The following is a 21,583-nucleotide window of genomic DNA, read 5'->3' as shown; positions in this document are numbered from 1 at the left end:
TGCATTCGCGCCTGCGTCCCGGCAAAGAAGCGCCGGAAGGGCGGTTAGCTCAGCTGGTAGAGCATCTCGCTTACACCGAGAGGGTCAGCGGTTCGAACCCGTTACCGCCCACCATTCTCCTTCCTGTCCTCCCTTCGCCTGACATCGCCGCAGTTCTGTCGCTTGCTTGACGCAGGTTTGCCTTGCCGCGAGGTATAAGGAGGGAATCACACCTGCCGGGACAGGCAGGGCTGAACAATCGAAGGAGGGTGACATGACCGCAAGAACGATGATGACGGGTCTCGGCGCAGCCGCGTTCCTGGCCGCCTGCGCGATGCCCCCTGAGGCGCCTGCAACAGCCCTGACCGAGGCAGCGGCGGCGAGCGAAGCGCAGCTCCTGTTCCCTTCCGAATTCAACTGCTCCGGCAAGACCGGCGTCATCGGCGTCCTCAACGAACAGACCGTCCTGCGCGTCGACGGGCGGGACTATGTGCTGGAGCAGACCGAGACGGCCTCTGGCGCAAAATATGTCTGGGCCGGCACGCCGGAAACGTCCTTCTGGTCGAAAGGGGAGGGCGGCCTGCTGACACTCGCCGGGGTCGAGTATCCCGATTGTGTCCGCACCGGCGGTTACCTGGACCATGTTGCAGTGGCGCCGGTTGCCCGGATGCCGGGGCTCTGGCGCGCGCGCGGCAATGAGCCGGGCTGGCTGCTGACGATGGACGGCGAGACGATGACGCTGTCCTATGATTATGGTCAGGGCACCCTCTCGATTGCAGAGCCGCACCCGGCGCCGATCCCGGGCGGAATGCGCTGGGATGGCGGGCCTTTGACCGTCACCGCCATGACTGAACTGTGCAGCGATAACATGACAGGTATGCCGTATCCGGCGTCTGTCACGGTCGAATTTTCTGGCCGCACGCTGCGCGGCTGCGGCGGCGAGACCGTCTCGCTGCTCACCGGGGACGAATGGCAGGTCGCCGAGCTGAACGGGGGGGCGCTGGCCGAAGGAACCAAGATCACGCTGGCTTTTGATGGCAATGCCGAGCGCATTGCCGGCACGGGAGGGTGCAATCGCTACAATGCGGGCTATGACCTGACCGGCGAGGGGATCAGCTTCGGCCCGGCGATGTCGACCCAGATGGCGTGCGCCGATCCCGCCATGGCGCAGGAGCGCGTGTTCCTCGATACGCTGGGGGCGATCACCAACCTGGCGATCGACGAGACAGGCGCACTGGTCCTCACCGGCGGGGCCGAGCACCGGATCGTTGCCCGCCGCTGATCCTTGCCCTTCGGGCACCTGTTGACCGGCCCGGCGGCCCGGCCCCAATCTGCAGCAAAGCATGAGCATGGGGAGTGCAGCGTCATGGAACCGGGTGCCGGAAAAGGATTGCAGATCGCCATTCTCGGCGCAGGCATGAGCGGGCTTGGCATGGCCGCGAAGCTCAAACAGGCGGGCTACTCCGCCATCGACATCTTCGAGAAATCCGGCGGCGTCGGCGGCACCTGGCGGGACAACACCTATCCCGGCTGCGGCTGCGATGTGCCGAGCCACCTTTATTCCTATTCCTTCGAGCTCAATCCGGACTGGGATTACAAATGGTCCCTCCAGCCGCAGATCCTGAAATATTTCGAGGACTTCGCCGACAAGTATGATGTCCGCCGCCATTGCCGGTTCAATACCGAGATCACCGATTGCCGCTGGAGCGATACTGATTCCGTCTGGACGCTGACGGACCGCGCCGGAAAGGCATACACCGCTGACGTTCTCATTTCCGGGCTCGGCCAGCTGAACATTCCGTATACGCCCGACTTTCCGGGCCTCGGCAGCTTCAAGGGCGCAGCCTTCCATTCGGCGCGCTGGGACCATTCGGTTGACCTCAGCGGCAAGACGGTCGCGGTCATCGGCAATGGGCCGAGCGCCGTGCAGTTCGTGCCGGAGATCCAGAAGGTCGTCGGCAGGATGCTGAGCTTCCAGCGCTCGCCCGCCTGGTGCCGCCCGCGCGGGCAGCGCAAGTATGACGCCGCTGCGAAGAAATACTTCGCCGGGGCGGACTGGCGCATCAACTGGTATCGCTGGCGCATCCGGGCCTTTGCCGATTTCGGCTTCGGGGCGTTCCTCCAGAAGTCCCCGATGGGGCTTGCAAACTCGATGAAGAAGATGTGCCAGAAGCATCTGGAGGATCAGGTGAAAGACCCCGCCCTGCGGGCAAAGCTGCAGCCGGATTTCGAGCCGGGCTGCAAGCGTATCCTGATTTCAGATGACTATTATCCCGCCCTCTGCCAGCCGAATGTCGACGTGCTCCGCCAGGGCATCACCCGCGTCACAGAGGGCGGCGTCATCGGCGAAGACGGGAGAGAGTATCCCTGCGATGTGATCATCTGGGCGACCGGCTTCAAATCGACCGACTTCCTGACCCCGATGGAGGTGCAGGGCCGCAATGGCCTCAGCCTCAACCAGGCCTGGAAGGATGGCGCGGAGGCCTTCAAGGGCGTCGCTGTATCCGGCTTCCCGAACTTCTTCCTGCTCTATGGGCCGAATACCAATCTCGGCCACAACTCCATCATCCTGATGGTCGAGCACCAGATCAATTACGTCCTCCAATGCGTCGGCAAGATCGCCGAGGCGAAGGTTGCGGCCATCGACGTGACCCCCTCGGCCATGACCGCCTACAACCAGCGCGTCCAGAGCGAGATCGCCAAGACTGTCTGGGCGTCGGACTGCCAGAGCTGGTACAAGAACGAGGCCGGCAAGGTCACCAATAACTGGTATGGCAGGACCACCGATTACAAGAAGGAAACCGCCGCACCGGACTGGACGGATTTCGAGATCATCGGGCGGTGAGGCTAAAGCGGCGTTCCGAAAAGTGGGAACCGGTTTTCGGGAAAACGCCGCGACAATTCAAAGGATCAGCCCGATATTCTAGGTGGCCCTCAGGGCCACTTCACCACGGGCGGCATGGATGAGAGGATGCTCTCGATATTGCCGCCGGTCTTCAGGCCGAAGGTCGTGCCCCGGTCATAGAGCAGGTTGTATTCGACATAGCGCCCGCGCTGGACCAGCTGCGCTTCGCGTTCGGCCTCGCTCCACGGCTCGATCATGCGGCGCTTGACGAGGGCGGGATAGATGCCTGCGAACTGCCGGCCGACTTCCTGGGTGAAGGCGAAATCCTTGTCCCAGTCGCCGGTATTGAACCGGTCATAGAAGATGCCGCCGGTGCCGCGCGGTTCGTCGCGGTGCGCCAGGTGGAAGTAGGTGTCGCAGTACGCTTTCATGTGCGCGTAATCGGCGCCGGGATGGGTGTCGCACGCCGCCTTCATTGCGGCATGGAAGTCGACCGTATCCGGGAAGTCCTGGTTTCTCTGGTAGCCGAGCAGGGGATTGAGGTCCCCGCCGCCGCCAAACCACGCCTCGCTCGTCACCAGCATCCGCGTATTCATGTGCGCCGCCGGAACGCGCGGGTTCAGCGGATGGGCAATCAGCGAGACCCCGCTGGCCCAGAACCGTCCGCCGGACTTGTCCGCCCCGGGGATCTGCGCCGCGAAGGCTTCGGAGAAGGTGCCGAACACTTCGGAGAAATGGACCCCTACTTTTTCAAACACCCGGCCCCGCATCAGGCCCATCCGGCCGCCGCCAAGGTCTTCCCTGCCATCGCCGCGTTTCCACTCTTTCAGTTCGAAACGTCCGGCAGGTCCCCGGTAGAGCGGGGGGCAGGCTTCGTCCTCGATCGCCTCGAAACGCGCGATGATGTCGGCCTGGAGCGATTTGAACCAGCTGCTGGCGGCGGATTTCCGGCGTTCGATGACGCCTGTCTCTGTTTCTGTGGTCATGAGCGCCAGTGTTGCGCCGCGCCGGTTTGTCTCGCAAGTCCCCAGTTGTCACAGAAAGGGAACGGCGCTAACGCCTTGCCGCTATAAGAGGGGGTGAGCCGCGCAGAAATGCCGCGCCCGCGCCCACTTGCCGCAATGTGCGGCTGGCGCACCTTTAGTAAAGACGGCGGGAATTACGCCTTTTCAGGGACGGACAGACACGTGACGACAGAAACCGCCAAGCCTCTGGACGAGACGGTCGATGATGACCGCCGCAACTTCATCCACATCGCAACCGGTGCATTTGCAGCAGGCGGCGGCGCCTTGTTCGCCTGGGCCCTTGTGGACCAGTGGAACCCGGCCGCTGACACCCGCGCAGCGTCCTCGCTGGATGTGGATGTGTCGAAAGTGCCGCTCGGCGGGGAAATCCGCATCCTGATCGGCGGCAAGCCCTTCTTCGTGCGCCACCGCACGGCGGCGGAGATTTCTGCGGCAGAATCGGTCAACATGGCGCTCCTGCCGGACCCGGAAACCGATGCCGAGCGCCTCCGCCCGAAAGCCGATGGCACGCTCGTTCCCTCCATCCTCGTGACGTCGGGCGCCTGTACCCACCTTGGCTGCGTGCCCGTCGGCCCGGCCCAGGGCAACACCGGCGATTTTGGCGGCTGGTACTGCCCCTGCCATGGCTCGCACTACGACACGTCGGGCCGGATCCGCAAAGGTCCCGCGCCGTCGAACCTGCCCGTCCCCAACTACCGCTGGGTCTCTGACTCGGTCATCAACATCTCCCTCTGAGAAGGACGCCTTTAGATGAGCGGACATGAATCCACCTATAAGCCGAATTCGGCCTTCGAGCGCTGGCTTGACACCCGCCTGCCGATCATCCGGTTCGCGCATGATACGGCGATCAGCTTCCCGACGCCCAAGAACCTGAACTACTGGTATGTGTTCGGTGGCATCTTGGCCGTTTGCCTTGCCATCCAGATCATCACCGGCGTCATCCTCGCCATGCACTATGAGCCCAGCGTTGACGGGGCATTTGCCTCGGTTGAGCGGATTATGCGGGATGTGCCGTTCGGCTGGCTCCTGCGCTATATTCACTCCAACGGCGCGTCGATGTTCTTCCTCGCCGTCTACATTCACATGTTCCGCGGGCTCTATTACGGCTCCTACAAGGCGCCGCGCGAAGTGCTGTGGATCCTTGGCTGCGTCATCTACCTCCTGATGATGGCGACCGCCTTCCTTGGCTACATGCTGCCCTGGGGCCAGATGTCCTATCACGGCGCCAACGTGATCACCGGCCTGTTCGGCGCGATCCCGCTGATCGGCGACAGCCTGCAGACCTGGATCCTCGGCGGTCCCTCGCTCGGCAACCAGACGCTCCAGCGCTTCTTCTCGCTGCACTACCTCCTGCCGTTCATGATTGCCGGCGTCGTGATCCTGCACATCTGGGCGCTGCACGTCCCGGGCAACAACAATCCGACCGGCGTTGAAGTGCAGGACGTGGAGAAGGACACCGTGCCCTTCCACCCGTACTACACGGTGAAGGACGCCTTCGCGATCGTGGTGTTCCTGCTGCTGTTCGCTGCCTTCGTGTTCTATGCGCCGGATGTGCTGGGCCATGCCGACAACTACATCCAGGCTGACCCGCTGGTGACGCCTGCTCATATCGTGCCGGAATGGTACCTCTTGCCCTTCTACGCGATCTTGCGCGCCATCACCTTCGATCTTGGCCCGATTGACGCAAAACTGCTCGGCGTGATCTTCATGTTCGCCTCGATCGCGGTGCTGTTCGTCCTGCCCTGGCTGGACACCTCCAGCGTGAAGTCCATGCGCTATCGCCCGGTGGCCCGTCAGTTCTTCTTCGGATTTGTCGCGGTCTGCCTGCTGCTCGGCTGGTGCGGTGCGGCAAACCCGGACGATCCGGTGATCCCGGCCCTGCAGGGTCAGCCCAGCCTCGTGGTTTCCTACACGGCCGATGGCGCCCTTGCGACGAGTACCTATCGCGGTGGCCAGGAAGCGTTCGAAGCGGCTCAGGCCTTCATGGCGTCGCTGCCGGCGGAAGCCAATGCGAGCCTCGGCGTACAGCCGGCGCCCGGTTTCCTGTTCCGTCACTTCTCGCTGCTGCTGACCTTCCTCTACTTCGGCTACTTTGCGGCCCTGTTCTTCATCGGGCTGACCGAGAAGCCGAAGCAGCCGCCGGAGTCGATCCATAAATCCGTGCTGAAGAAGCAGCCCGCCGCCTCCGGCGCCGCTGTGCCGGCCGAATAAGCGCCAACGCCGGGGAAAAGAGATCATGAAGACGTTCCGCATCCTGACCGCCAGCCTCGCCGGCCTTGCCATTGCAGGCCTTGCCCATGCTGCCGGCGGCGCCAAGCACGCCTATCCGCCTGAGGGCGGCTGGCCGTTCGAAGGCATCACTGGCCAGTACGACCAGGCCTCCGTGGCCCGCGGCTACCAGGTCTACAAACAGGTCTGCTCCAGCTGCCACGGTATGGAGCTGCTCAGCTACCGCAACCTCGGTGAGAAAGGCGGGCCGTTCTACGACCCGTCCTATCCCAACGCCAATGATAACCCCTATGTCCGGGCACTCGCGGCCGAAAACGAAATCCTCGATCCGGTACCGAATGAATTCGGCGAGTTCGATTTCCGCCCCGCAACCCCGGCAGACCGGTTCCGGTCGCCCTTCCCGAACGATGCGGCTGCGCGCGCAGCCAATGGCGGGGCCCTGCCGCCGGACCTGTCGGTGATCACCAAGGCCCGTCATGGCGGCGCGAGCTATGTCTATAATCTGATGCTCGGCTATCCGGATTTCGACCTCTATGAGGACCGGATCCGGGAAGAGAATGGCGAGACCATCTACGAGACGATCATCGACCTGACGCGGTTCGAAAAGCTCGGCGACTATCGCCCGGCCCACGGCCCCGCTTATGTCGTGCAGCCCGCCGGCCAGTTCTATAATCCCTACATGCCGGGCGACATCACCGCCAATTACGAGGCGGATCCGCGTCATGTGCCGCCCGGCGGTTTCCTCGCCATGGGCCCGCAGCTGCCGCCCGGCCGCGTCGAATATACCGACGGAATCGAGGCAACGACCAAGCAGATGGCCTATGACGTGGCCCAGTTCCTCGCCTGGGCAGGCGACCCGAAACTGGAAGCCCGCAAACAGGTCGGCCTCGCCACCATGATTTACCTCCTGATCCTCTCGATCCTGCTTTGGTTCTCCTACAAGCGGATCTGGCGGAAAGTGGAGCACTAGGCTCTGGCTGACAGCCTGAAGACCAAAACAACCATCCGCCAGGCGACCCCGGCGGATGGTTTTTTGATTGAGGCCCTGACGCGCCGGATCTGGACCGGCCGCGTCTCGCCCGAATCGACCGTGTTCCGTGAGACGGTTGATACGGTCGCTGCGCAGATCGCAAAGGGCGGCGCGGTGATCCTGATGCAGGACGGCGAGACTATCGGCTCCGGCCGCTGGGTGGCCGTGCCGGGACCGGGCGGGCAGGGAGCTTGGATGGAGGTCAAGCGCATCGGCGTGCTGCCGTCATATACGGGCCGGGGGCTGGGCGCCGTCATTCTCGCCGGATTGGAGGCAGGCGGCATGCAAGCGGGCAAACAAGGCGCCCAACTCGCCATCCGGGCTGACCAGCCGCGCCTGATCGATTTCTATGCTGGCCTCGGTTATGCCCCTGCTGCGGACGTGGACCTGACCACGTTCAATCCGCTTTCCCCGCCGCCGTTCGGTATGCGGAAGATTTTCTGAGGACTGACTCCCATGACAAACTGGACCCTTGGCATCATCGGCGGCTCAGGCCTCTATGCGATTGACGGACTCGAAGACCGTCAGGAGCTCGATATCGACACCCCGTGGGGCAAGCCATCGGATAGGCTGGTGGCGGGCCGGATCGGCGATGTGCGGCTGGTTTTCCTGCCGCGTCATGGGCGCGGCCACCGGCTGGCGCCGACTGATGTGCCCTACCGTGCCAACATCACCGCGCTCAAGATGGCGGGCTGCACCGACATCCTCTCCATCTCGGCTTGCGGCTCGCTGCAGGAGCAGTATGCGCCGGGCGATGTCGTCGCGGCGGATCAGTTCATCGACCGCACCTTCGCCCGTGAGAAGAGTTTCTTCGGGGCAGGGCTCGTGGCGCACGTGTCCATGGCGGCGCCGGTCTGTTCGCGCCTGTCAGGGCTGGCTGCGGATGCAGCAGAGGCCGCAGGCGGGCGCGTCCACCGGGGCGGCACTTATCTCGCCATGGAAGGCCCGCAATTCTCGTCCCTCGCCGAAAGCCGCCTTTACCGGCAGTGGGGCTGCGATGTCATTGGCATGACCAACATGCCGGAAGCCAAGCTCGCCCGCGAGGCGGAGCTGCCCTATGCCACCCTCGCCATGGTCACCGATTATGATTGCTGGCGGGCGGAAACCGAGGCAGTCAGCGTCTCCAATGTGCTCGAGATAATGGCGCAGAACACTGCGCTGGCGCGCCGGGCAATCATGCACCTGGCGAACGCGCTGAATGGAACGGTACGTTCCGGCTCGCCTCAGGGGATAGAGCATTGCCTCGATTTTGCGCTGATCACGGCGCCTGAGGCGCGCGACCCGGCGATGGTGATTCGGCTTCAGGCGATTGCAGCGCGCGCCCTCGGCGTCTAGAACACTCTGTGTCAGCGTATCTGGCGTGCTGTTTGCTTTGAACGAGCAGGCCGCAGGGGGAACTCAGAATGAGCGAAGCGCAGCTTTATAACTTCCTGACGGGCGGCCTGGGGCTGCTCATAGCCTTGATGACCCTGGTCGCCTGGCATCTCTGGCGAATGCGCGAGGAAGCCCGGGCTGGGCGCCTCTCGGCTCTGGAAGGCGTTTCGCACGAAATGCGGATCAATCTTCAGAGGATGGTCAGCGAGCTTTCGCAGGTCGCCGGCAATCCGGGGGTCGGCCCGGATGTGTTGCTGCCGATCCGCCATCCGCAGCTCGATGGTGTCAACAGTTCACTCATTTCCGCCAATCGCAACGGAATTGCCGTTGTCGGCTCGACCTACCAGGAACTTGAGGCCCGCAAGCTCGGTCTGCGCGCTGTGCTGGCGCAGGGGCGTGAGCCAGGCACCGCCCTCGACGACGCCATGGACGCAGCGATCAACGGGATTGCCGCCCTCTACATGTGGGAGGTGCACAAAGGCATGAAGCCCGCCGAGGCTCCATCCACTCGCAGCTGGGCTGTGCGCGACTGGATGAAGGCGCAGGGCTTCCGCTGTGACGTGTTTCCCGGGATGCACCTGCGCGATGAAGTCGTCGAACGCCTGCGCCTTTATGGCCTGACGCTGACGCCCCGGCCGCTCACCCATACGGCGCACGAATACTACAGTATGCAATATGACCGGTATGCCGACCGGCGCGGCCCCCTCGGCCAGCGCCGGGTGCGTCCCGATGAGACGCCTGCCGAAGACGAAGCGGCAGAGCCGGCGCCGAAGAGGCGCGGCCTGTTTGGCGGCTTCGGTGGCGGCAAGAAGCAGGCCGCTGAGGCTGAAACCCCGGCTGAGGCCGAGGGCGAGCGCCTGCCCGATTTTGACCTTTCCCCGGCTGAGCCGCCGCCACGTCCGCCGCGGCCCGAGCCCCTCGCGGCTGATCCTGCGCCAGAACCGGCCGATGTGCCCGCATCGCCCCCGCCCAACGGGGATGAGCCTCCTCGCGGCTCCGCCTAAAACAGACAAAAAAGCCCCGCCCGGACGGACCGGACGGGGCAGGCGGGGGTAACGTGGTAATGCTGGGCGGCTTACGAGGCCGGGATCAGCACCGTATCGATCACATGGATGATGCCATTCGTTGCGCGCACATCGGCGGCGATCACTGTGGCTTCGCCATTGATCCGGACACCGTCCGTCGCGTCGATGTCCAGCTGGCCGTTGAGCGTGCCGGCTGACAGTTGCTGGCCGGCGATGTCACCGGATTTGACCTTTGCGCCGGCGATCACGTGATACTGCAGGATACCGGCCAGCTGGGCCTGGTTCTCCGGCAGCAGCAGGCTCTCGACGGTGCCTTCCGGCAGCTTCGCGAAGGCTTCATCCGTCGGCGCGAACACCGTGAACGGGCCGTCGCCCTTCAGGGCTTCGGCAAGGCCGGCGGCCTCGGCGGCGGCGAGCAAGGTGTTGAATGTGCCGGCCGCGGCAGCCGTCTCAACGATGTCCCCGGCAGCAGGTGTGTAGGACCCTGAGGTCAGCTGGGCATCGCCATAGCCTGCCTCTTTCTTCTTGCCGTCCGCATGGTGGCCAGCGGCGGCGGGCAGGGCGATCAGGAGGGCTGCCGCAGCAGCCGATGCGAGAATCTTCATGTCGGATGTCCTTCTCTCTTGGGCGCCCGGCTATCTTCCGGGACGTTTCCTATACGCAGAGAAATACAGAATGTTTCATTTCATGGATGCGATTTAATGGAGCCATCCGCCTGGCTGCGCGTCCGGACCCCGGTTTCCGGTTCAGCTTCACAGGCTTGTCAGAAGTCCTGACTGTCCAATGTCTGATATGTTGAGCTATACTCGCGGTTGACCATGAGCTTGTGGACTACCCTTCTGGATCGCGGCCGCCGCCTGTTCGACCCCGGGCCGGAGCCTGATTTCGTGGATGATGCCGACGCCGCCTGCGCGCCAGATCCGCACGATGTGGGCTTCACGGCGGCGGTTGTGGGCCTCGGCGCCAAGCTCGCCAAGGCCGACGGGCTGGTGACCGACGCGGAAATCATGGCGTTCTCCCGCGTCTTCCGGGCGCCGCCGGAGGAGATGGAAAACGTCCGGCGGGTGTTCAATCTCGCGCGCCAGACGGTGCGCGGCTATGAGGCTTATGCCCGCCGGATCGGCAAGCGGTATGGCCATCGGCCCTGCCTGCTGGAAGGCGTGCTGGACGGATTGTTCCAGATCGCTGCCGCCGATGGCGCCGTGACGCAGCCGGAAATGGAATACCTGAAAACTGTTTCGCAAGCCTTTGGCTTCAGCGAAGCGACCTTCCGGCGAATCCGGGCCAGCCATCTCGGTCCCGACCGCGATGACCCCTATCACGTGCTCGGCGTGGCGCATGACGCGGACATTTCGCAGATCAAGGTCGCCTATCGCCGGCTGATGGCAGATCATCACCCGGACCGTGTCGTCCAGATGGGTGCGCCCCGCGAGTTTGAGGAAACCGCCCATGCCAAGGCGGCGGCCATTACCGCCGCCTATGCCCGGATCCGGGCAGAACGCGGCCTTCTGGTGCGCCAGGACTAGGCTGCCGCTGCGTCCGGCGCGAATCCTGCAGGCCGGTGCGTTGACGCCCTGCCATCATAGCGCCATCTTGCGGGCATAAGGAGCGTGTCATGGTTCAGGTGCAGTCCTCCCCCGTTTCGCCTCTCCGCCACGCATCCGCCGGTTTGCGGGCTGCGGGCTTGGTCTTTGCCCAGCTCGTGATCGGCGCAGTTCTTGTCGTTGTCGCCGGCATGGCCGCCCTGATGACGGCGCTGGCGGGCCTGACGCTCGCTGCGGCTGCCCTCGCAATCCGCTTCGCATCGCGGCCCCGGGCCTCGGCTGCCATGACTGTCCCGGCTGAAGGCGGCGTCACACTTGAAGCACGCCGCACCCCCCGGGGTTGGACGGTCGAATAGTCCACCTGCATTGACGGTTGTGTGTGTCTACTGGTAACGCTTTGGTTGGCGACCGGCAGGAGCAAGCCTTTGGACGACCAGTTTGAACAGGTAATCCTGGTCGATGAGGCGGACCGCATGGTCACGCCGGGCGACAAATGGCAGATTCATCAGGAGGGCCGGCTGCACCGGGCCTTTTCCGTCTTCATCTTTGACGCTGAAGACCGGTGCCTGATCCAGAGGCGCGCCGCCGGGAAGTATCACTCTGCGGGAAAATGGGCGAACAGCTGCTGTGGCCATCCTCGCCCGGGCGAACCGACGGGCGAGGCGGCCGAGCGCAGGCTTGTGGAAGAAATTGGCCTGCGCGTACCGCTGACCTTCGGCTTCAAGAGCCGTTACGTGGCCTATCTCGACAATGAGATGATCGAGAACGAAATCCCGCACATCTATTTCGGCCGGACATCGGATGTGCCCGTCCTCAACCCGGACGAAGTCTCCGACATTGCCTGGATCAGCCTTGAGGCGCTTCGCCAATCCGTGCGAGAATCGCCCGAGGCGTATGCTGCCTGGCTCGTACATTATATAAAAGAACATGCAGATGCCCTGGCAACATGGCGTGCCAGAGTATGAAAAAATCGGGCCGGGGCCTTGGCGCCGGAACACAGCGATCTACCCTCGCGGTTTGCGCGTGGTTTAACGGAGGAAACTGATGCAATTGACTGCACGTAATTGGGCCATTCCCGTTCTGGGCGGCATCGGACTTGTGCTGGCGGCCTGCGGTGGTTCTGAAACCGCTCCGGCCGCGCCGCCTGCGGCTCCGCCGCCTGCTGCAGAAACTGTGACGGAAGAGCCTGCCGCTCCCGAAACTGAAACCGTCGAGGCCGAAGTGCCCACCGCTGAAACAGAGACGGCTGAAACCGATACGGCCGAGCCAGCGGCAACCGAAACGGCTGCTGCGCCTGAACCGACCCCGGCTTCGGCGGACGGCACAATCCGCGGCTATACCGGCGACGCAACCCGGGGCCGGCGCGTCTTCGCGCAGTGCATGACCTGCCACGCCGTGCAGGAAGGCCGCAACGGCACGGGCCCGTCCCTTTACAATATCGTCGGGCGCGAGTCCGGCACGGTTCCGGGCTTCCGCTACTCGCAGGCCAACCTCAACTCGGACGTGATCTGGACCGAGGAGAACCTGTTCGACTATCTCGAAAACCCCTCGCGCTACATCCCGGGCACGATCATGGTGTTCCCCGGCCTTCGCAACCCGCAGGACCGCGCGGACGTGATTGCCTATCTGAAGAACCCGGCCTGATCGCGCTTCAAACCGGGATTTCCCGTCAAAAAGCCGCCTGACTCCTGTCAGGCGGCTTTTCTTATGGTCCGGCTTGGCATAGGCTTGTGTCAACCTGGCTTGATGTAAGCTTGGATTGACAGAAAGTTGCCCGTGACCGTCTACCCCTTCACGGCCATTGTCGGCCAGGCGGCGCTGAAAGATGCGCTGCTGCTCGCATCCATTGACCCATCGATCGGCGGCGTCCTGGCGCTGGGCGAGCGTGGCACCGGCAAATCGACCGCCATCCGCGCGCTTGCCGCGCTTTTGCCCGAGATCGAAGCCGTCAACGGATGCCCTTACAATTGTGCGCCTGACCGCCGCGCAAGCCTGTGCGAAGCCTGCGCAGGCTCCGGCCCGGGCCGCGTTGCCCGCATCCCTGCGCCGGTGGTCGACTTGCCGCTTGGCGCAACCGAAGACCGGATAACCGGCGCGCTGGACCTTGAGCGCGCGCTTTCGCAAGGCGAGAAGCGGTTTGAACCGGGCCTTCTCGCCCGCGCGCATCGCGGCTTCCTCTATATCGACGAGGTGAACCTGCTCGAAGATCATCTGGTCGACCTGCTGCTCGATGTGGCGGCCTCAGGCGAGAATGTGGTGGAGCGGGAAGGCCTCAGCATCCGCCATCCGTCGCGCTTCGTCCTGGTCGGAAGCGGCAACCCGGAAGAGGGGGACCTGCGCCCGCAGCTGCTAGACCGGTTCGGCCTCTGCATTGACGTGCGCAGCAGCGCCAACCTCGCCGAACGGGTCGAGATCGTGAAGCGCCGCGACGCATACGAGCGCGACCCAGCGGCCTTCGTGCGCAGCTGGTCGCGCCAGACGCTCGCGCTCCGCAAGCGGATTGTTCGCGCGCGCGAGGCCCTGCCGGGCGTCACGATGCCGGATGAAGTGCTGGAAAAAGCGGTCGGCCTCTGCGTTGCCCTTGGCGCAGACGGGCTGCGCGGTGAGCTTACCCTGATGCGGGCCGCCCGCGCCCGCGCTGCGCTGGATGGGGAAACCTGCGTCACCGAAGCGATCCTCCGGTCCGTCGCCGTACCCTCGCTGCGCCACCGGCTGCGCAAGGATCCGCTGGATGATACCGATGCTGCCATCCGCGTCGAACGCGCGATGGAAGACGTGCTCGTCTCATGAAACCTGAACCGCCCCCGCGCCTTCCGGGTGGCGGACGCCGCGAAGCCTATGCCGCGCTCCGGCAGGAAGCCGCGCGCCGGGCTGACCGGATTCTCGCCCTGCTGGCGCTGATGCCGCACAGGCTCGGCGGCGTGATCGTCGAGGGCGCCTCGCCGGAGGCTGCGGCCATGCTGTCAGCCCGTCTCGGCAGCTGGATGGAAGGCTCCCCGCAGCCGATCAGGATGCCCGCCTCCATCAGTGACGACCGGCTGAGCGGCGGCCTCGATCTGGCCGCGACCCTTGCCGCCGGCCGGCCCGTTGCGCAGCCGGGCCTTCTCGCGGCGGCGGATGGCGGCCTGATCATCGTGCCCATGGCGGAGCGGCTCACTCGCCGTATCGCAGCGCAGATCGCCCGCACGATGGATACCGGTCTCGCCGTGGCAGAGCGCGAGGGGCTGTCCTTTGCATCGCCCGCGCGCTTTGCATTGATCCTGCTCAGCGATGCAGCGGAAGAAGGCGAGGGGGTTCCGGACCTGCTTGCGGCGCGCACCGCCTTCCGCCTGCCCGCGCATTTCCTTCAGCCAGAGGCCCCGACAGCGCATACGGGCGGCACAATTGCCGCCGCCCGTGCGCGTCTCGCGGCGATGTCAGCACCAGATGACCTGATCGGGTCGGTGATCGCTGCTGCCGCGACCCTCGGCATCGCCTCCGCCCGGCCGCCGGCCTTCCTGCTGGCCGCCGCGCAGGGACTCGCCGCGCTGGACGGTGCAGCCTCCGTCGAAGAAGACCATATCCTTGATGCAGCGGCGCTTGTCTTCCCGCCGCTGGCGGCTCCGCCCGAGGCTGCCCCGCCGCAGCCGCCAGCCCCGCCGAAGGAAACAGACAGCCGCGACACGCCGCCCGCCGATCCCGGCCAGATGGCGGATGACCTTGCCGAACTGCTTGTCTCTGCCGTGCGCACGCGCGCCCTGCTCGACACGGCCCAGCGCCAGGCTGCTGGCGGCCCCCGCCGCAAAGGCGAGGCGGCAGCCGGCAAATCCGGCGAAATGATCGAATCGAAACTGCGCGGCAGCCGCATCTCCGCGCGGCCCGGCGATCCGCGCCGCGATGGGCGGCTGGACCTGATCGCCACGCTGCGCGCCGCCGCGCCCTGGCAGCGCCTGCGCCCCCCTCCGCCCGGCGGCAACCGCATTGCGGTCCGCGCTACCGATTTCCGCCTGCAGCGTTTCCGCCACCGTTCCGAGGCGGTCGTGATCTTCACGGTCGACGCCTCCGGCTCCTCCGCGATGAACCGGCTGGCAGAAGCCAAGGGCGCCATCGAATACCTGCTCAGCGGCTGTTATTCCCGGCGCGAGAGCGTCGCGCTGATCGCCTTCCGGCGCGAGGGCGCAGACCTCCTTCTGCCGCCCACCCGGTCGCTCACCCGCGTCAAACGCTCGCTTGCCCACCTTCCCGGCGGCGGCGGCACACCGCTCGCCGCTGGAATTGCTGCAGCACACCGGCTGGCCGACCAGGCCGTGCGCCGCCGCCAGACACCGCATGTCGTGATCCTGTCCGATGGCCAGGCAAACATAGCCCTGTCCGGCGAAGGCGGGCGCGAAGCTGCTGCGGCCGACGCCGCCCGGGTGGCCGCACGGCTCAAAGCCGCGAAACTGCCCGTCCTGTTCTTCGACATTTCCCGCCGCCCCAGTCCGCAGGCGCAGAAGCTCTCGGCAGAGATGGGCGCCAGTTACGAACCGCTTCCGTTTGCCGATGGCCGCCGTGTCTCGGAAACGGTGCGCAGCGTTCTGCTCGGTTAGGGCGGGGCGCGCAGATGGCCGGGCGGTTGAACTGGGAGCGGGACGGGGCGGATTGGCCAAACCGCGAGGCGAGCCGGTTCATCACCTGCGGCGGCCTGACCTGGCATATCCAGCAGGCGGGCAGGGGACCCCGCATCCTGCTGCTGCAAGGCACCGGCGCATCCACTCATTCCTGGGCCGGGCTGCTGCCGCTGCTGGCAAAGCGCTATGAGGTGCTGGCGCTCGACCTGCCAGGCCACGCTTTCACCACCGGCATGCCGGAGGGCGGCCTGACGCTTGAAGCGATGAGCCGGGCCATTGGCCACCTGCTTCAGCAGCTGAACTACGCACCTGCGATCCTGATCGGTCACTCGGCGGGCGCGGCGATTGCGCTGCGCCTGGCGACCGGGATGCAGCCGCCGCCGGACAAGGTCATCGCCCTCAATGGCGCGCTATTGCCATTCGACGGCGTGACCGGCCTTGTCGGGCCGGTGATGGCGAAAGGCCTCGCCGCAACGCCGCTTGCTGCCCACATCATGGCCCGCTCGGCGCGCGATCCCGGCCGGGTTGCCCGGCTCATCCGCTCGACCGGCTCTGAACCGGCAGAGCCTTACCTGTCGCTTTACCGGCGGCTGTTTGCAGACCCTGGCCATGTGCGCGGCACGCTGCGGATGATGGCCGGCTGGGACCTTTCCGGCTTGCTGCCCTCCTTCCAGCGCGCGGGCCTGTCCTTCGTCCAGGTGGCCTGCGACGGCGACCGCGCCGTGCCGCCTTCGCTCGCCGACGATATCGCCCGGCGCTATCCCTGCGCCGAAGTGCGCCGTGTGCCCGGCCTTGGCCACCTGGCGCATGAAGAGGCGCCGGAGGGCATGGCCACCCTCCTGTTCAGCCTGCTGAAAGAGTCCGGCCCCTCCCGGCGAAAGGCCAGCGCATGACCGCGCGTGACGAAACATCATTTCGCGCCATCTCTCTTGCGGCAGCAAGGGAGATCCCATGATCCGTATGCCGGACAATCACGCCCAGCGTTTCCAGATCAGCCATGAGGTACATGCCCGCCCGCCGGAGCCAATTTCCGGCGCGGTGAAGCTGTCCTGTATCGCGCTGACGACGAACTGGCCCTATTCGGAGGCTGACCTCGCCGTCGTCGCCGACCTGACACGCCGTTATGGCGCGACCCCGCCCGGCCCCGGCGCCAAGCATTACAGCGTGGACCTGAAGGATTTCCGCCTCGTCTGGGAACGGCATACGGAGTTCACGCGCTATACCTTCATCATCCCGCTGAAGAGCGGCGATCCTTTCTCGCCGGCGGCGATCGAATCCGCGCCGCCTGAATGGCTTGCCGCCCTGCCGGGGGAGCTGATCGTGGCAACCCACGCCGCAATCCTCCCTGCAGGCAAGGAAGCGCCCCGGCATGATCAGTTGACGGATCAATATTTCAGCGGCAATGCCCTCATCGGCGCAGGCATCGCGGGCGGCACCGGCACCGCCATCACCGATTTTCGGCTGCATGCGGACGGATTTTCCCGCATTCTCCTGTTCAACAACGACATGACGCCCTGGCACACAGGGCGGATCGTCCAGCGCCTGCTGGAAATCGAGACCTACCGGATCATGGCCCTGCTGGCGCTGCCCGTCGCGCAGGCGCTCGTACCCCGCCTGTCGGGATGGGAGGCTGAGCTCTCCGAAATCACCGCCGCGATGACGCGGGCAGAGGTCGATGACGAGGCGAAGTTGCTGAACCGGCTGATGGCGCTCGAAGCCGCTATCGAGAAGAGCCATACAGAGACCCAGTTCCGGTTTGGTGCGGCGGCCGCTTACTACTCTCTCGTCCGTAAACGGATCGAAGAACTGCGCGAGGACCGCCTGTCTGACATGCAGACCTTTCAGGAGTTCACGGATCGCCGCCTCGCGCCTGCCATGGAGACCTGCCAGTCCGTGGCCGGACGGCAGTCTGCGCTGTCTGAACGTGTGGACCGCGCCGCGCAGCTCCTCTCCGCCAAGGTCGACAAGGCGCTGCAGATGCAGAACCGGCAGATCCTTGAGAGCATGAACACCCGGGCCGAACTGCAGCTGCGCCTGCAGCAGACGGTCGAGGGGCTCTCTGTTGCGGCGATCACTTATTATGTCGTCGGCGTCATCGGCTATCTCGCAGGCGGCCTCGCTGCGATGGGGCTGGGGGTCGATCCCAAACTGGTGATGGGGATTGCCGTGCCGCTCGCCGCCGGCGCCGCCATCGCCGGTGTCATCCACACACGGCGGGAACTTGCAAAGCGCGGCGCGCCGCCGCCGGGCTGACAGGAAGAGGACGAGGGAATGGACGGAAGCGCAGGATATTTCGCAGGCGGGGGCGGGGACACGAGACCCTCAGTCCTCGTCATCGGCAGCGGCTTTGGCGGCCTTGCGGCTGCTGTGCGCCTTGCCGGCAAGGGATACCGGGTCACCGTGCTGGAACGGCTAGACGCGCCGGGCGGGCGCGCCTCGGTCTACCGCCATGACGGCTTCACCTTCGATGCCGGCCCGACGATCATCACTGCGCCGCAGATGCTCGCCGATGTCTGGGCTTCGGCAGGTGCGCGCATCGAGGAGGATGTGACGATCCGGCCCTGCGATCCCTTCTACCGTATCCGTTTCGATGATGGCGCCACCTTCACCTATTCCGGCGACCGTGAGGCCATGCGCCGCGAAATCGCGCGCTTCGATCCGGGCGATGTGGCGGGCTATGACCGTTTCCTTGAAAAGAGCGGCGAGATTTACCGCGTCGCATTTGAACAGCTGGCCGACAAGCCGTTCCACTCGATTCCCTTCACCGCTTCCGCGATGGCAGACCTCGTGCGCCTCGAAGGTTATAAATCCGTCTACGGAATAGTCAGCCGTTATTTCCGGCATCCCCACTTGCGCACGGTGTTCAGCTACCATCCGCTGCTGGTCGGCGGAAACCCGTTCACAACCACCGCCTATTACTGCCTGATCGCGCATCTCGAAGGCCGGTTTGGCGTCCACTATGCCGAGGGCGGCATGGGCGCGCTCGTGCGGGGTATGGTGCGAGTGCTGGAAGCGGCCGGCGGCGAAGTGCGCTGCAATGCCGAAGTCAGCCGTATCCTGACGGAAGGGGGACGTGCCTCGGGCGTCGAACTCGCCTCGGGAGAGCGGATCGAGGCCGATGCCGTCGTCTCGAACGCCGACCCGGCCTGGACTTATGGGCGCCTGCTCGGCCACCTGCCGCGCAAGCGCTGGACAGACCGGAAAATCGAGAAGTCCGATTACTCGATGGGCCTGTTCGTCTGGTATTTCGGCACGAAACGGCGATTTGAGGATGTCGGCCACCATACGATCCTGATGGGGCCGCGCTATCGCGGGCTGCTGGATGACATCTTCCAGAATCATTCGCTCGCGGAGGATTGCAGCCTTTATCTCCACCGCCCCACCGCGAGCGATCCCGGCCTGGCGCCCGATGGCTGCGACACGTTTTATGTGCTGAGCCCCGTGCCAAACCTTGCCTCCGGCGATGACTGGTCAACGCTCGGCGAAGCCTACCGCGCCAAGGTCCAGAAACGCCTTGAAGAAACGGTGCTGCCTGGCCTCGGCGCAGAGATCGTGACATCGCATTTCGTCACACCAGCCGATTTTGAATCGCGCTATCTCTCGCATCTCGGCGCCGGCTTCTCGCTGGAACCTAAACTGTTCCAGAGCGCCTGGTTCCGCCCGCACAACAAGAGCGAGGAGGTTGAAGGCCTTTACCTCACCGGCGCCGGAACCCACCCGGGCGCAGGCCTGCCGGGTGTGCTGTCGTCAGCAAAGATCGTCGCTGATCTTCTGCCGGAGGCGGCAGATTACCGCGCGGCGGCCAGAACCTCCGTATCCTGAAGAACAGCATCAGCGGCCAGCATCCCGGAAATCATCGCCATCGGCACGCCCGCGCCCGGATGACATCCGCCGCCTGCGAGGTATAGCCCCTTCAGGCGGCTGCGCGCGCCCGGCCTGCGAAAGCTGTCAAACGGCCCGTGATTGGCCGCGCCATAGAGCGCACCTCCCGTCGCCGGAAAGGCCGCGTGGAAATCTGCAGGCGTGGTCACTTTCGCTGTCTTCGTATCCATACGGACAAAAAGGCCGTGGCGCGCCAGTTGCTGGCAAACCCATTCCGCAAAGCCGGGGTGCGCGAGGTCTGCCCCGGCAACGTCCCCCGTCGCGGGCGCATTGACGAGGCAGAACAATCGCTCCGCCCCTTCGGGATTGCCCGCCCGCCGGTCTTCGGCGCAGATATAGATTGTGGGGGAATCTCTTATCTCGCGCCGCCTGAAAATTGCATTGAATTCATCGGGATAGTCATCGCCAAACAGCACCGTATGGTAATCCAGAGGAAATCCGGATGTCTGTCCCACAGCGCAAAGCGTAACCGCCGCGAGCGAGCGCCGCGCCGCTGGCAGGGCAGGAACAGCGCCCGATACTTCCGTCCCCAGAAGGCCAGAGGCAATCGCCTGTGGGTCGCCATTGAACACGACAGCGCCCCCGATCAATGTCTCACCAGACGCGAAGCGGACGCCCCGTGCCTCGCCGCCATCGACCAGGATTTCCGAAACCTCAGACTGCGGACGAAACACGGCGCCCTGCTGCTCTGCCCCCTTCAGCAGCGCTGCCGCAAGTGCCGGCATCCCGCCCTCCACCAGCCAGACGCCGTCCTGCTCCACATGTGCAATCACTTTCAGGGTTGCGGGCGCGAGGTAGGGCGAGGAGCCGACATAGGTCGCATACCGCGCAAACAGCTGGATCAGGCGCGGGTCCCTGAAATATCGCCTCAGGTCGGCGGCAAGGCTCAGGAAGGGCGAGGTGGCGAGGATCGCCTGCGGGCGGTGCCAGCCGATGCGCCCCATCAGGCCAATCGGCCCGGTCTTCGGCGCCGTCATGAAACTTTCCTTCAGGATGTCATGCGTCTCCGCCGCTGCGCGCGCAAAGCGCAGGAAGCTGTCGGCCTCGCGCGACCCGAATGCCTCTGCGATCGCCGCCGCCGAGGCCTCTGCCTCTGCAAACAGGTCCAGCCGCGTCCCGTCCAGCCAGCCATGGCGGGCAAGGCGCGGCGCGCGCGTCATCTGAAGCTCCGCCTCCGGATCAAGCCCGCCCTCGCGCAGCAACAGGTCCACCACCCAGCGCATTGTGCACACGGTCGGCCCGTTGGAAATGAGCTGCCCGCCAACCTCCACCTGGCGCATCTTCCCGCCCGGCCGCGCAAACCGGTCGGCCAGCGTCACGCGCTTTCCGGCGCGCGCCAGCCGGATCGCCGCCGCCAGCCCCCCGGCGCCCGCGCCGATTATGATCACATGGTCGCGCATCCCGCTTGCGAATGTCGGCCTGACAGGGCTTAATGTCAAACCATGTGGACAATGGCAGATCCGGCCCCTTCAGACCTGCGCGCGGCAGAGCCAGACCTGGCGGATTGCGCGCGCATCATCCGTGAAGGCTCGAAGAGCTTCCACGCCGCCTCGCTCCTCCTGCCGCAGGATGTGCGCGCCGCCGCCCGCGCGCTCTATGCCTTCTGCCGCATCGCGGATGACAAGGTCGATGACGGCGCCGATCCCACAAAGGCGCTCGCCCAGCTGCATCAGCGCCTTGATGCGGCCTATGCGGGCAAGCCCTGGGATAATGCGGTGGACCGGGCTTTCGCCTGGGTCGTCGCTGTGCACGCCATCCCGAAGGCGGTCCCTGCCGCCCTGCTGGAAGGCTTCGCCTGGGATGCCGAAGGGCGCCGCTATGCCTCGCTGGACGATCTTGCGGCCTATGGCGTGCGCGTCGCCGGAACAGTCGGTGTCATGATGGCGCTGGTGATGGGCGTGCGTTCGCCGGAGGCACTCGCCCGCGCCATCGACCTCGGCATCGCTATGCAGCTGACCAATATTGCGCGCGATATCGGCGAGGATGCGCGCCATGCCCGCTGTTACCTGCCGCAGGACTGGCTGCTCGAAGCAGGCGTCACCGAAGCCTCCATCGCCAAGG

The 21,583-nt window shown here is 65.2% G+C and carries 21 protein-coding genes and 1 tRNA gene; 19 read left to right on the top strand and 3 right to left on the bottom strand.

Annotated features, from left to right (window positions below; genetic code table 11):
* Positions 1-38 precede the first annotated feature (38 nt).
* The 3 genes from ACK4SV_RS14625 (at position 39) to ACK4SV_RS14615 (ending at position 2,824) form a co-directional block, all read left to right on the top strand.
* A tRNA-Val gene (locus tag ACK4SV_RS14625) sits at positions 39-114 on the top strand.
* Positions 115-253: 139 nt separating this feature from the next.
* A complete protein-coding gene (locus tag ACK4SV_RS14620) occupies positions 254-1,261 on the top strand; it encodes an META domain-containing protein (RefSeq protein WP_409918584.1) in 1,008 nt (335 codons plus the stop codon).
* 84 nt (positions 1,262-1,345) lie between these two features.
* Positions 1,346-2,824 carry a flavin-containing monooxygenase gene (locus tag ACK4SV_RS14615; protein ID WP_409918583.1) on the top strand — a complete coding sequence of 493 codons (1,479 nt, stop codon included), beginning with the start codon at positions 1,346-1,348 and terminating at the stop codon, positions 2,822-2,824.
* An 89-nt stretch (positions 2,825-2,913) separates the two neighbouring features.
* On the opposite strand, the gene hemF is transcribed toward ACK4SV_RS14615, so the two are convergent.
* A complete protein-coding gene (gene hemF, locus ACK4SV_RS14610; protein WP_409918582.1) occupies positions 2,914-3,810 on the bottom strand; it encodes an oxygen-dependent coproporphyrinogen oxidase in 897 nt (298 codons plus the stop codon).
* A gap of 201 nt (positions 3,811-4,011) precedes the next feature.
* Between hemF and petA the strand changes: the two genes are divergently transcribed.
* From petA to ACK4SV_RS14580, 6 genes are all read left to right on the top strand, one after another.
* Positions 4,012-4,584 carry a ubiquinol-cytochrome c reductase iron-sulfur subunit gene (gene petA, locus ACK4SV_RS14605; RefSeq protein WP_409918581.1) on the top strand — a complete coding sequence of 191 codons (573 nt, stop codon included), beginning with the start codon at positions 4,012-4,014 and terminating at the stop codon, positions 4,582-4,584.
* 15 nt (positions 4,585-4,599) lie between these two features.
* Positions 4,600-6,060 carry a cytochrome b gene (locus ACK4SV_RS14600; protein ID WP_409918580.1) on the top strand — a complete coding sequence of 487 codons (1,461 nt, stop codon included), beginning with the start codon at positions 4,600-4,602 and terminating at the stop codon, positions 6,058-6,060.
* A 25-nt stretch (positions 6,061-6,085) separates the two neighbouring features.
* Positions 6,086-7,048, top strand: a complete 963-nt coding sequence (locus tag ACK4SV_RS14595; RefSeq protein ID WP_409918579.1) for a cytochrome c1 — start codon at positions 6,086-6,088, stop codon at positions 7,046-7,048.
* A gap of 63 nt (positions 7,049-7,111) precedes the next feature.
* A complete protein-coding gene (locus ACK4SV_RS14590; RefSeq protein WP_409918578.1) occupies positions 7,112-7,552 on the top strand; it encodes a GNAT family N-acetyltransferase in 441 nt (146 codons plus the stop codon).
* A gap of 12 nt (positions 7,553-7,564) precedes the next feature.
* Positions 7,565-8,443: an S-methyl-5'-thioadenosine phosphorylase gene (locus tag ACK4SV_RS14585; RefSeq protein WP_409918577.1), complete on the top strand. Its 879-nt coding sequence runs from the start codon at positions 7,565-7,567 to the stop codon at positions 8,441-8,443.
* 68 nt (positions 8,444-8,511) lie between these two features.
* Complete coding sequence (locus tag ACK4SV_RS14580) at positions 8,512-9,486, top strand: hypothetical protein (RefSeq protein WP_409918576.1); 975 nt, start codon at positions 8,512-8,514, stop codon at positions 9,484-9,486.
* A 71-nt stretch (positions 9,487-9,557) separates the two neighbouring features.
* Here ACK4SV_RS14580 and ACK4SV_RS14575 read toward each other — a convergent pair whose 3' ends face one another.
* The gene (locus ACK4SV_RS14575; RefSeq protein WP_409918575.1) at positions 9,558-10,112 is read right to left on the bottom strand and encodes a fasciclin domain-containing protein; all 555 of its coding nucleotides are present in this window, start codon (positions 10,110-10,112) and stop codon (positions 9,558-9,560) included.
* Between the two features lie 213 nt (positions 10,113-10,325).
* On the opposite strand from ACK4SV_RS14575, the gene ACK4SV_RS14570 reads away from it, so the two are divergent.
* From ACK4SV_RS14570 to ACK4SV_RS14530, 9 genes are all read left to right on the top strand, one after another.
* Complete coding sequence (locus tag ACK4SV_RS14570) at positions 10,326-11,033, top strand: TerB family tellurite resistance protein (RefSeq protein WP_409918574.1); 708 nt, start codon at positions 10,326-10,328, stop codon at positions 11,031-11,033.
* An 89-nt stretch (positions 11,034-11,122) separates the two neighbouring features.
* The gene (locus ACK4SV_RS14565) at positions 11,123-11,407 is read left to right on the top strand and encodes a hypothetical protein (protein ID WP_409918573.1); all 285 of its coding nucleotides are present in this window, start codon (positions 11,123-11,125) and stop codon (positions 11,405-11,407) included.
* A 69-nt stretch (positions 11,408-11,476) separates the two neighbouring features.
* Positions 11,477-12,016, top strand: a complete 540-nt coding sequence (idi, locus tag ACK4SV_RS14560) for an isopentenyl-diphosphate Delta-isomerase (RefSeq protein ID WP_409918572.1) — start codon at positions 11,477-11,479, stop codon at positions 12,014-12,016.
* 85 nt (positions 12,017-12,101) lie between these two features.
* A complete protein-coding gene (locus ACK4SV_RS14555) occupies positions 12,102-12,695 on the top strand; it encodes a c-type cytochrome (protein WP_409918571.1) in 594 nt (197 codons plus the stop codon).
* A gap of 132 nt (positions 12,696-12,827) precedes the next feature.
* Positions 12,828-13,841, top strand: coding sequence for a magnesium chelatase ATPase subunit I (bchI, locus tag ACK4SV_RS14550; RefSeq protein ID WP_409918570.1), 1,014 nt, complete (start codon positions 12,828-12,830; stop codon positions 13,839-13,841).
* Positions 13,838-15,619, top strand: coding sequence for a VWA domain-containing protein (locus ACK4SV_RS14545; protein WP_409918569.1), 1,782 nt, complete (start codon positions 13,838-13,840; stop codon positions 15,617-15,619). The genes bchI and ACK4SV_RS14545 overlap by 4 nt, the downstream gene beginning before the upstream one ends.
* Positions 15,620-15,633: 14 nt before the next feature.
* Positions 15,634-16,533 carry an alpha/beta fold hydrolase BchO gene (bchO, locus tag ACK4SV_RS14540; RefSeq protein ID WP_409918568.1) on the top strand — a complete coding sequence of 300 codons (900 nt, stop codon included), beginning with the start codon at positions 15,634-15,636 and terminating at the stop codon, positions 16,531-16,533.
* A gap of 58 nt (positions 16,534-16,591) precedes the next feature.
* On the top strand, positions 16,592-17,893 hold the full coding sequence (locus tag ACK4SV_RS14535) for a DUF3422 family protein (RefSeq protein ID WP_409918567.1): 1,302 nt from the start codon (positions 16,592-16,594) through the stop codon (positions 17,891-17,893).
* A gap of 18 nt (positions 17,894-17,911) precedes the next feature.
* Positions 17,912-19,462, top strand: coding sequence for a phytoene desaturase (locus ACK4SV_RS14530; RefSeq protein WP_409918566.1), 1,551 nt, complete (start codon positions 17,912-17,914; stop codon positions 19,460-19,462).
* Here ACK4SV_RS14530 and ACK4SV_RS14525 read toward each other — a convergent pair.
* On the bottom strand, positions 19,429-20,910 hold the full coding sequence (locus ACK4SV_RS14525; RefSeq protein ID WP_409918565.1) for a phytoene desaturase family protein: 1,482 nt from the start codon (positions 20,908-20,910) through the stop codon (positions 19,429-19,431). The two genes, ACK4SV_RS14530 and ACK4SV_RS14525, sit on opposite strands and share 34 nt — an antisense overlap.
* A gap of 63 nt (positions 20,911-20,973) precedes the next feature.
* Between ACK4SV_RS14525 and ACK4SV_RS14520 the strand changes: the two genes are divergently transcribed.
* Positions 20,974-21,583, top strand: a 610-nt coding sequence (locus ACK4SV_RS14520) for a phytoene/squalene synthase family protein (protein WP_409918564.1), incomplete at its 3' end; no start/stop codon positions are given.

Source organism: Hyphomonas sp. (assembly GCF_046313735.1).
GTDB lineage: Bacteria > Pseudomonadota > Alphaproteobacteria > Caulobacterales > Hyphomonadaceae > Hyphomonas.
The sequence above is the reverse complement of the archived record's forward strand: the minus strand, read 5'-3'. Positions and strand labels throughout refer to the sequence as shown.

Excerpts from the sequence above, each read along its gene's own strand:
- ACK4SV_RS14600 (WP_409918580.1), top strand. The coding sequence starts at position 4,600 with ATGAGCGGACATGAATCCACCTATAAGCCGAATTCGGCCTTCGAGCGC.
- hemF (WP_409918582.1), bottom strand. The coding sequence starts at position 3,810 with ATGACCACAGAAACAGAGACAGGCGTCATCGAACGCCGGAAATCCGCC.
- ACK4SV_RS14565 (WP_409918573.1), top strand. The coding sequence starts at position 11,123 with ATGGTTCAGGTGCAGTCCTCCCCCGTTTCGCCTCTCCGCCACGCATCC.
- ACK4SV_RS14580 (WP_409918576.1), top strand. The coding sequence starts at position 8,512 with ATGAGCGAAGCGCAGCTTTATAACTTCCTGACGGGCGGCCTGGGGCTG.
- ACK4SV_RS14575 (WP_409918575.1), bottom strand. The coding sequence starts at position 10,112 with ATGAAGATTCTCGCATCGGCTGCTGCGGCAGCCCTCCTGATCGCCCTG.
- ACK4SV_RS14545 (WP_409918569.1), top strand. The coding sequence starts at position 13,838 with ATGAAACCTGAACCGCCCCCGCGCCTTCCGGGTGGCGGACGCCGCGAA.
- ACK4SV_RS14620 (WP_409918584.1), top strand. The coding sequence starts at position 254 with ATGACCGCAAGAACGATGATGACGGGTCTCGGCGCAGCCGCGTTCCTG.
- ACK4SV_RS14615 (WP_409918583.1), top strand. The coding sequence starts at position 1,346 with ATGGAACCGGGTGCCGGAAAAGGATTGCAGATCGCCATTCTCGGCGCA.
- ACK4SV_RS14530 (WP_409918566.1), top strand. The coding sequence starts at position 17,912 with ATGGACGGAAGCGCAGGATATTTCGCAGGCGGGGGCGGGGACACGAGA.
- ACK4SV_RS14595 (WP_409918579.1), top strand. The coding sequence starts at position 6,086 with ATGAAGACGTTCCGCATCCTGACCGCCAGCCTCGCCGGCCTTGCCATT.
- bchO (WP_409918568.1), top strand. The coding sequence starts at position 15,634 with ATGGCCGGGCGGTTGAACTGGGAGCGGGACGGGGCGGATTGGCCAAAC.
- ACK4SV_RS14535 (WP_409918567.1), top strand. The coding sequence starts at position 16,592 with ATGATCCGTATGCCGGACAATCACGCCCAGCGTTTCCAGATCAGCCAT.
- ACK4SV_RS14570 (WP_409918574.1), top strand. The coding sequence starts at position 10,326 with ATGAGCTTGTGGACTACCCTTCTGGATCGCGGCCGCCGCCTGTTCGAC.
- ACK4SV_RS14585 (WP_409918577.1), top strand. The coding sequence starts at position 7,565 with ATGACAAACTGGACCCTTGGCATCATCGGCGGCTCAGGCCTCTATGCG.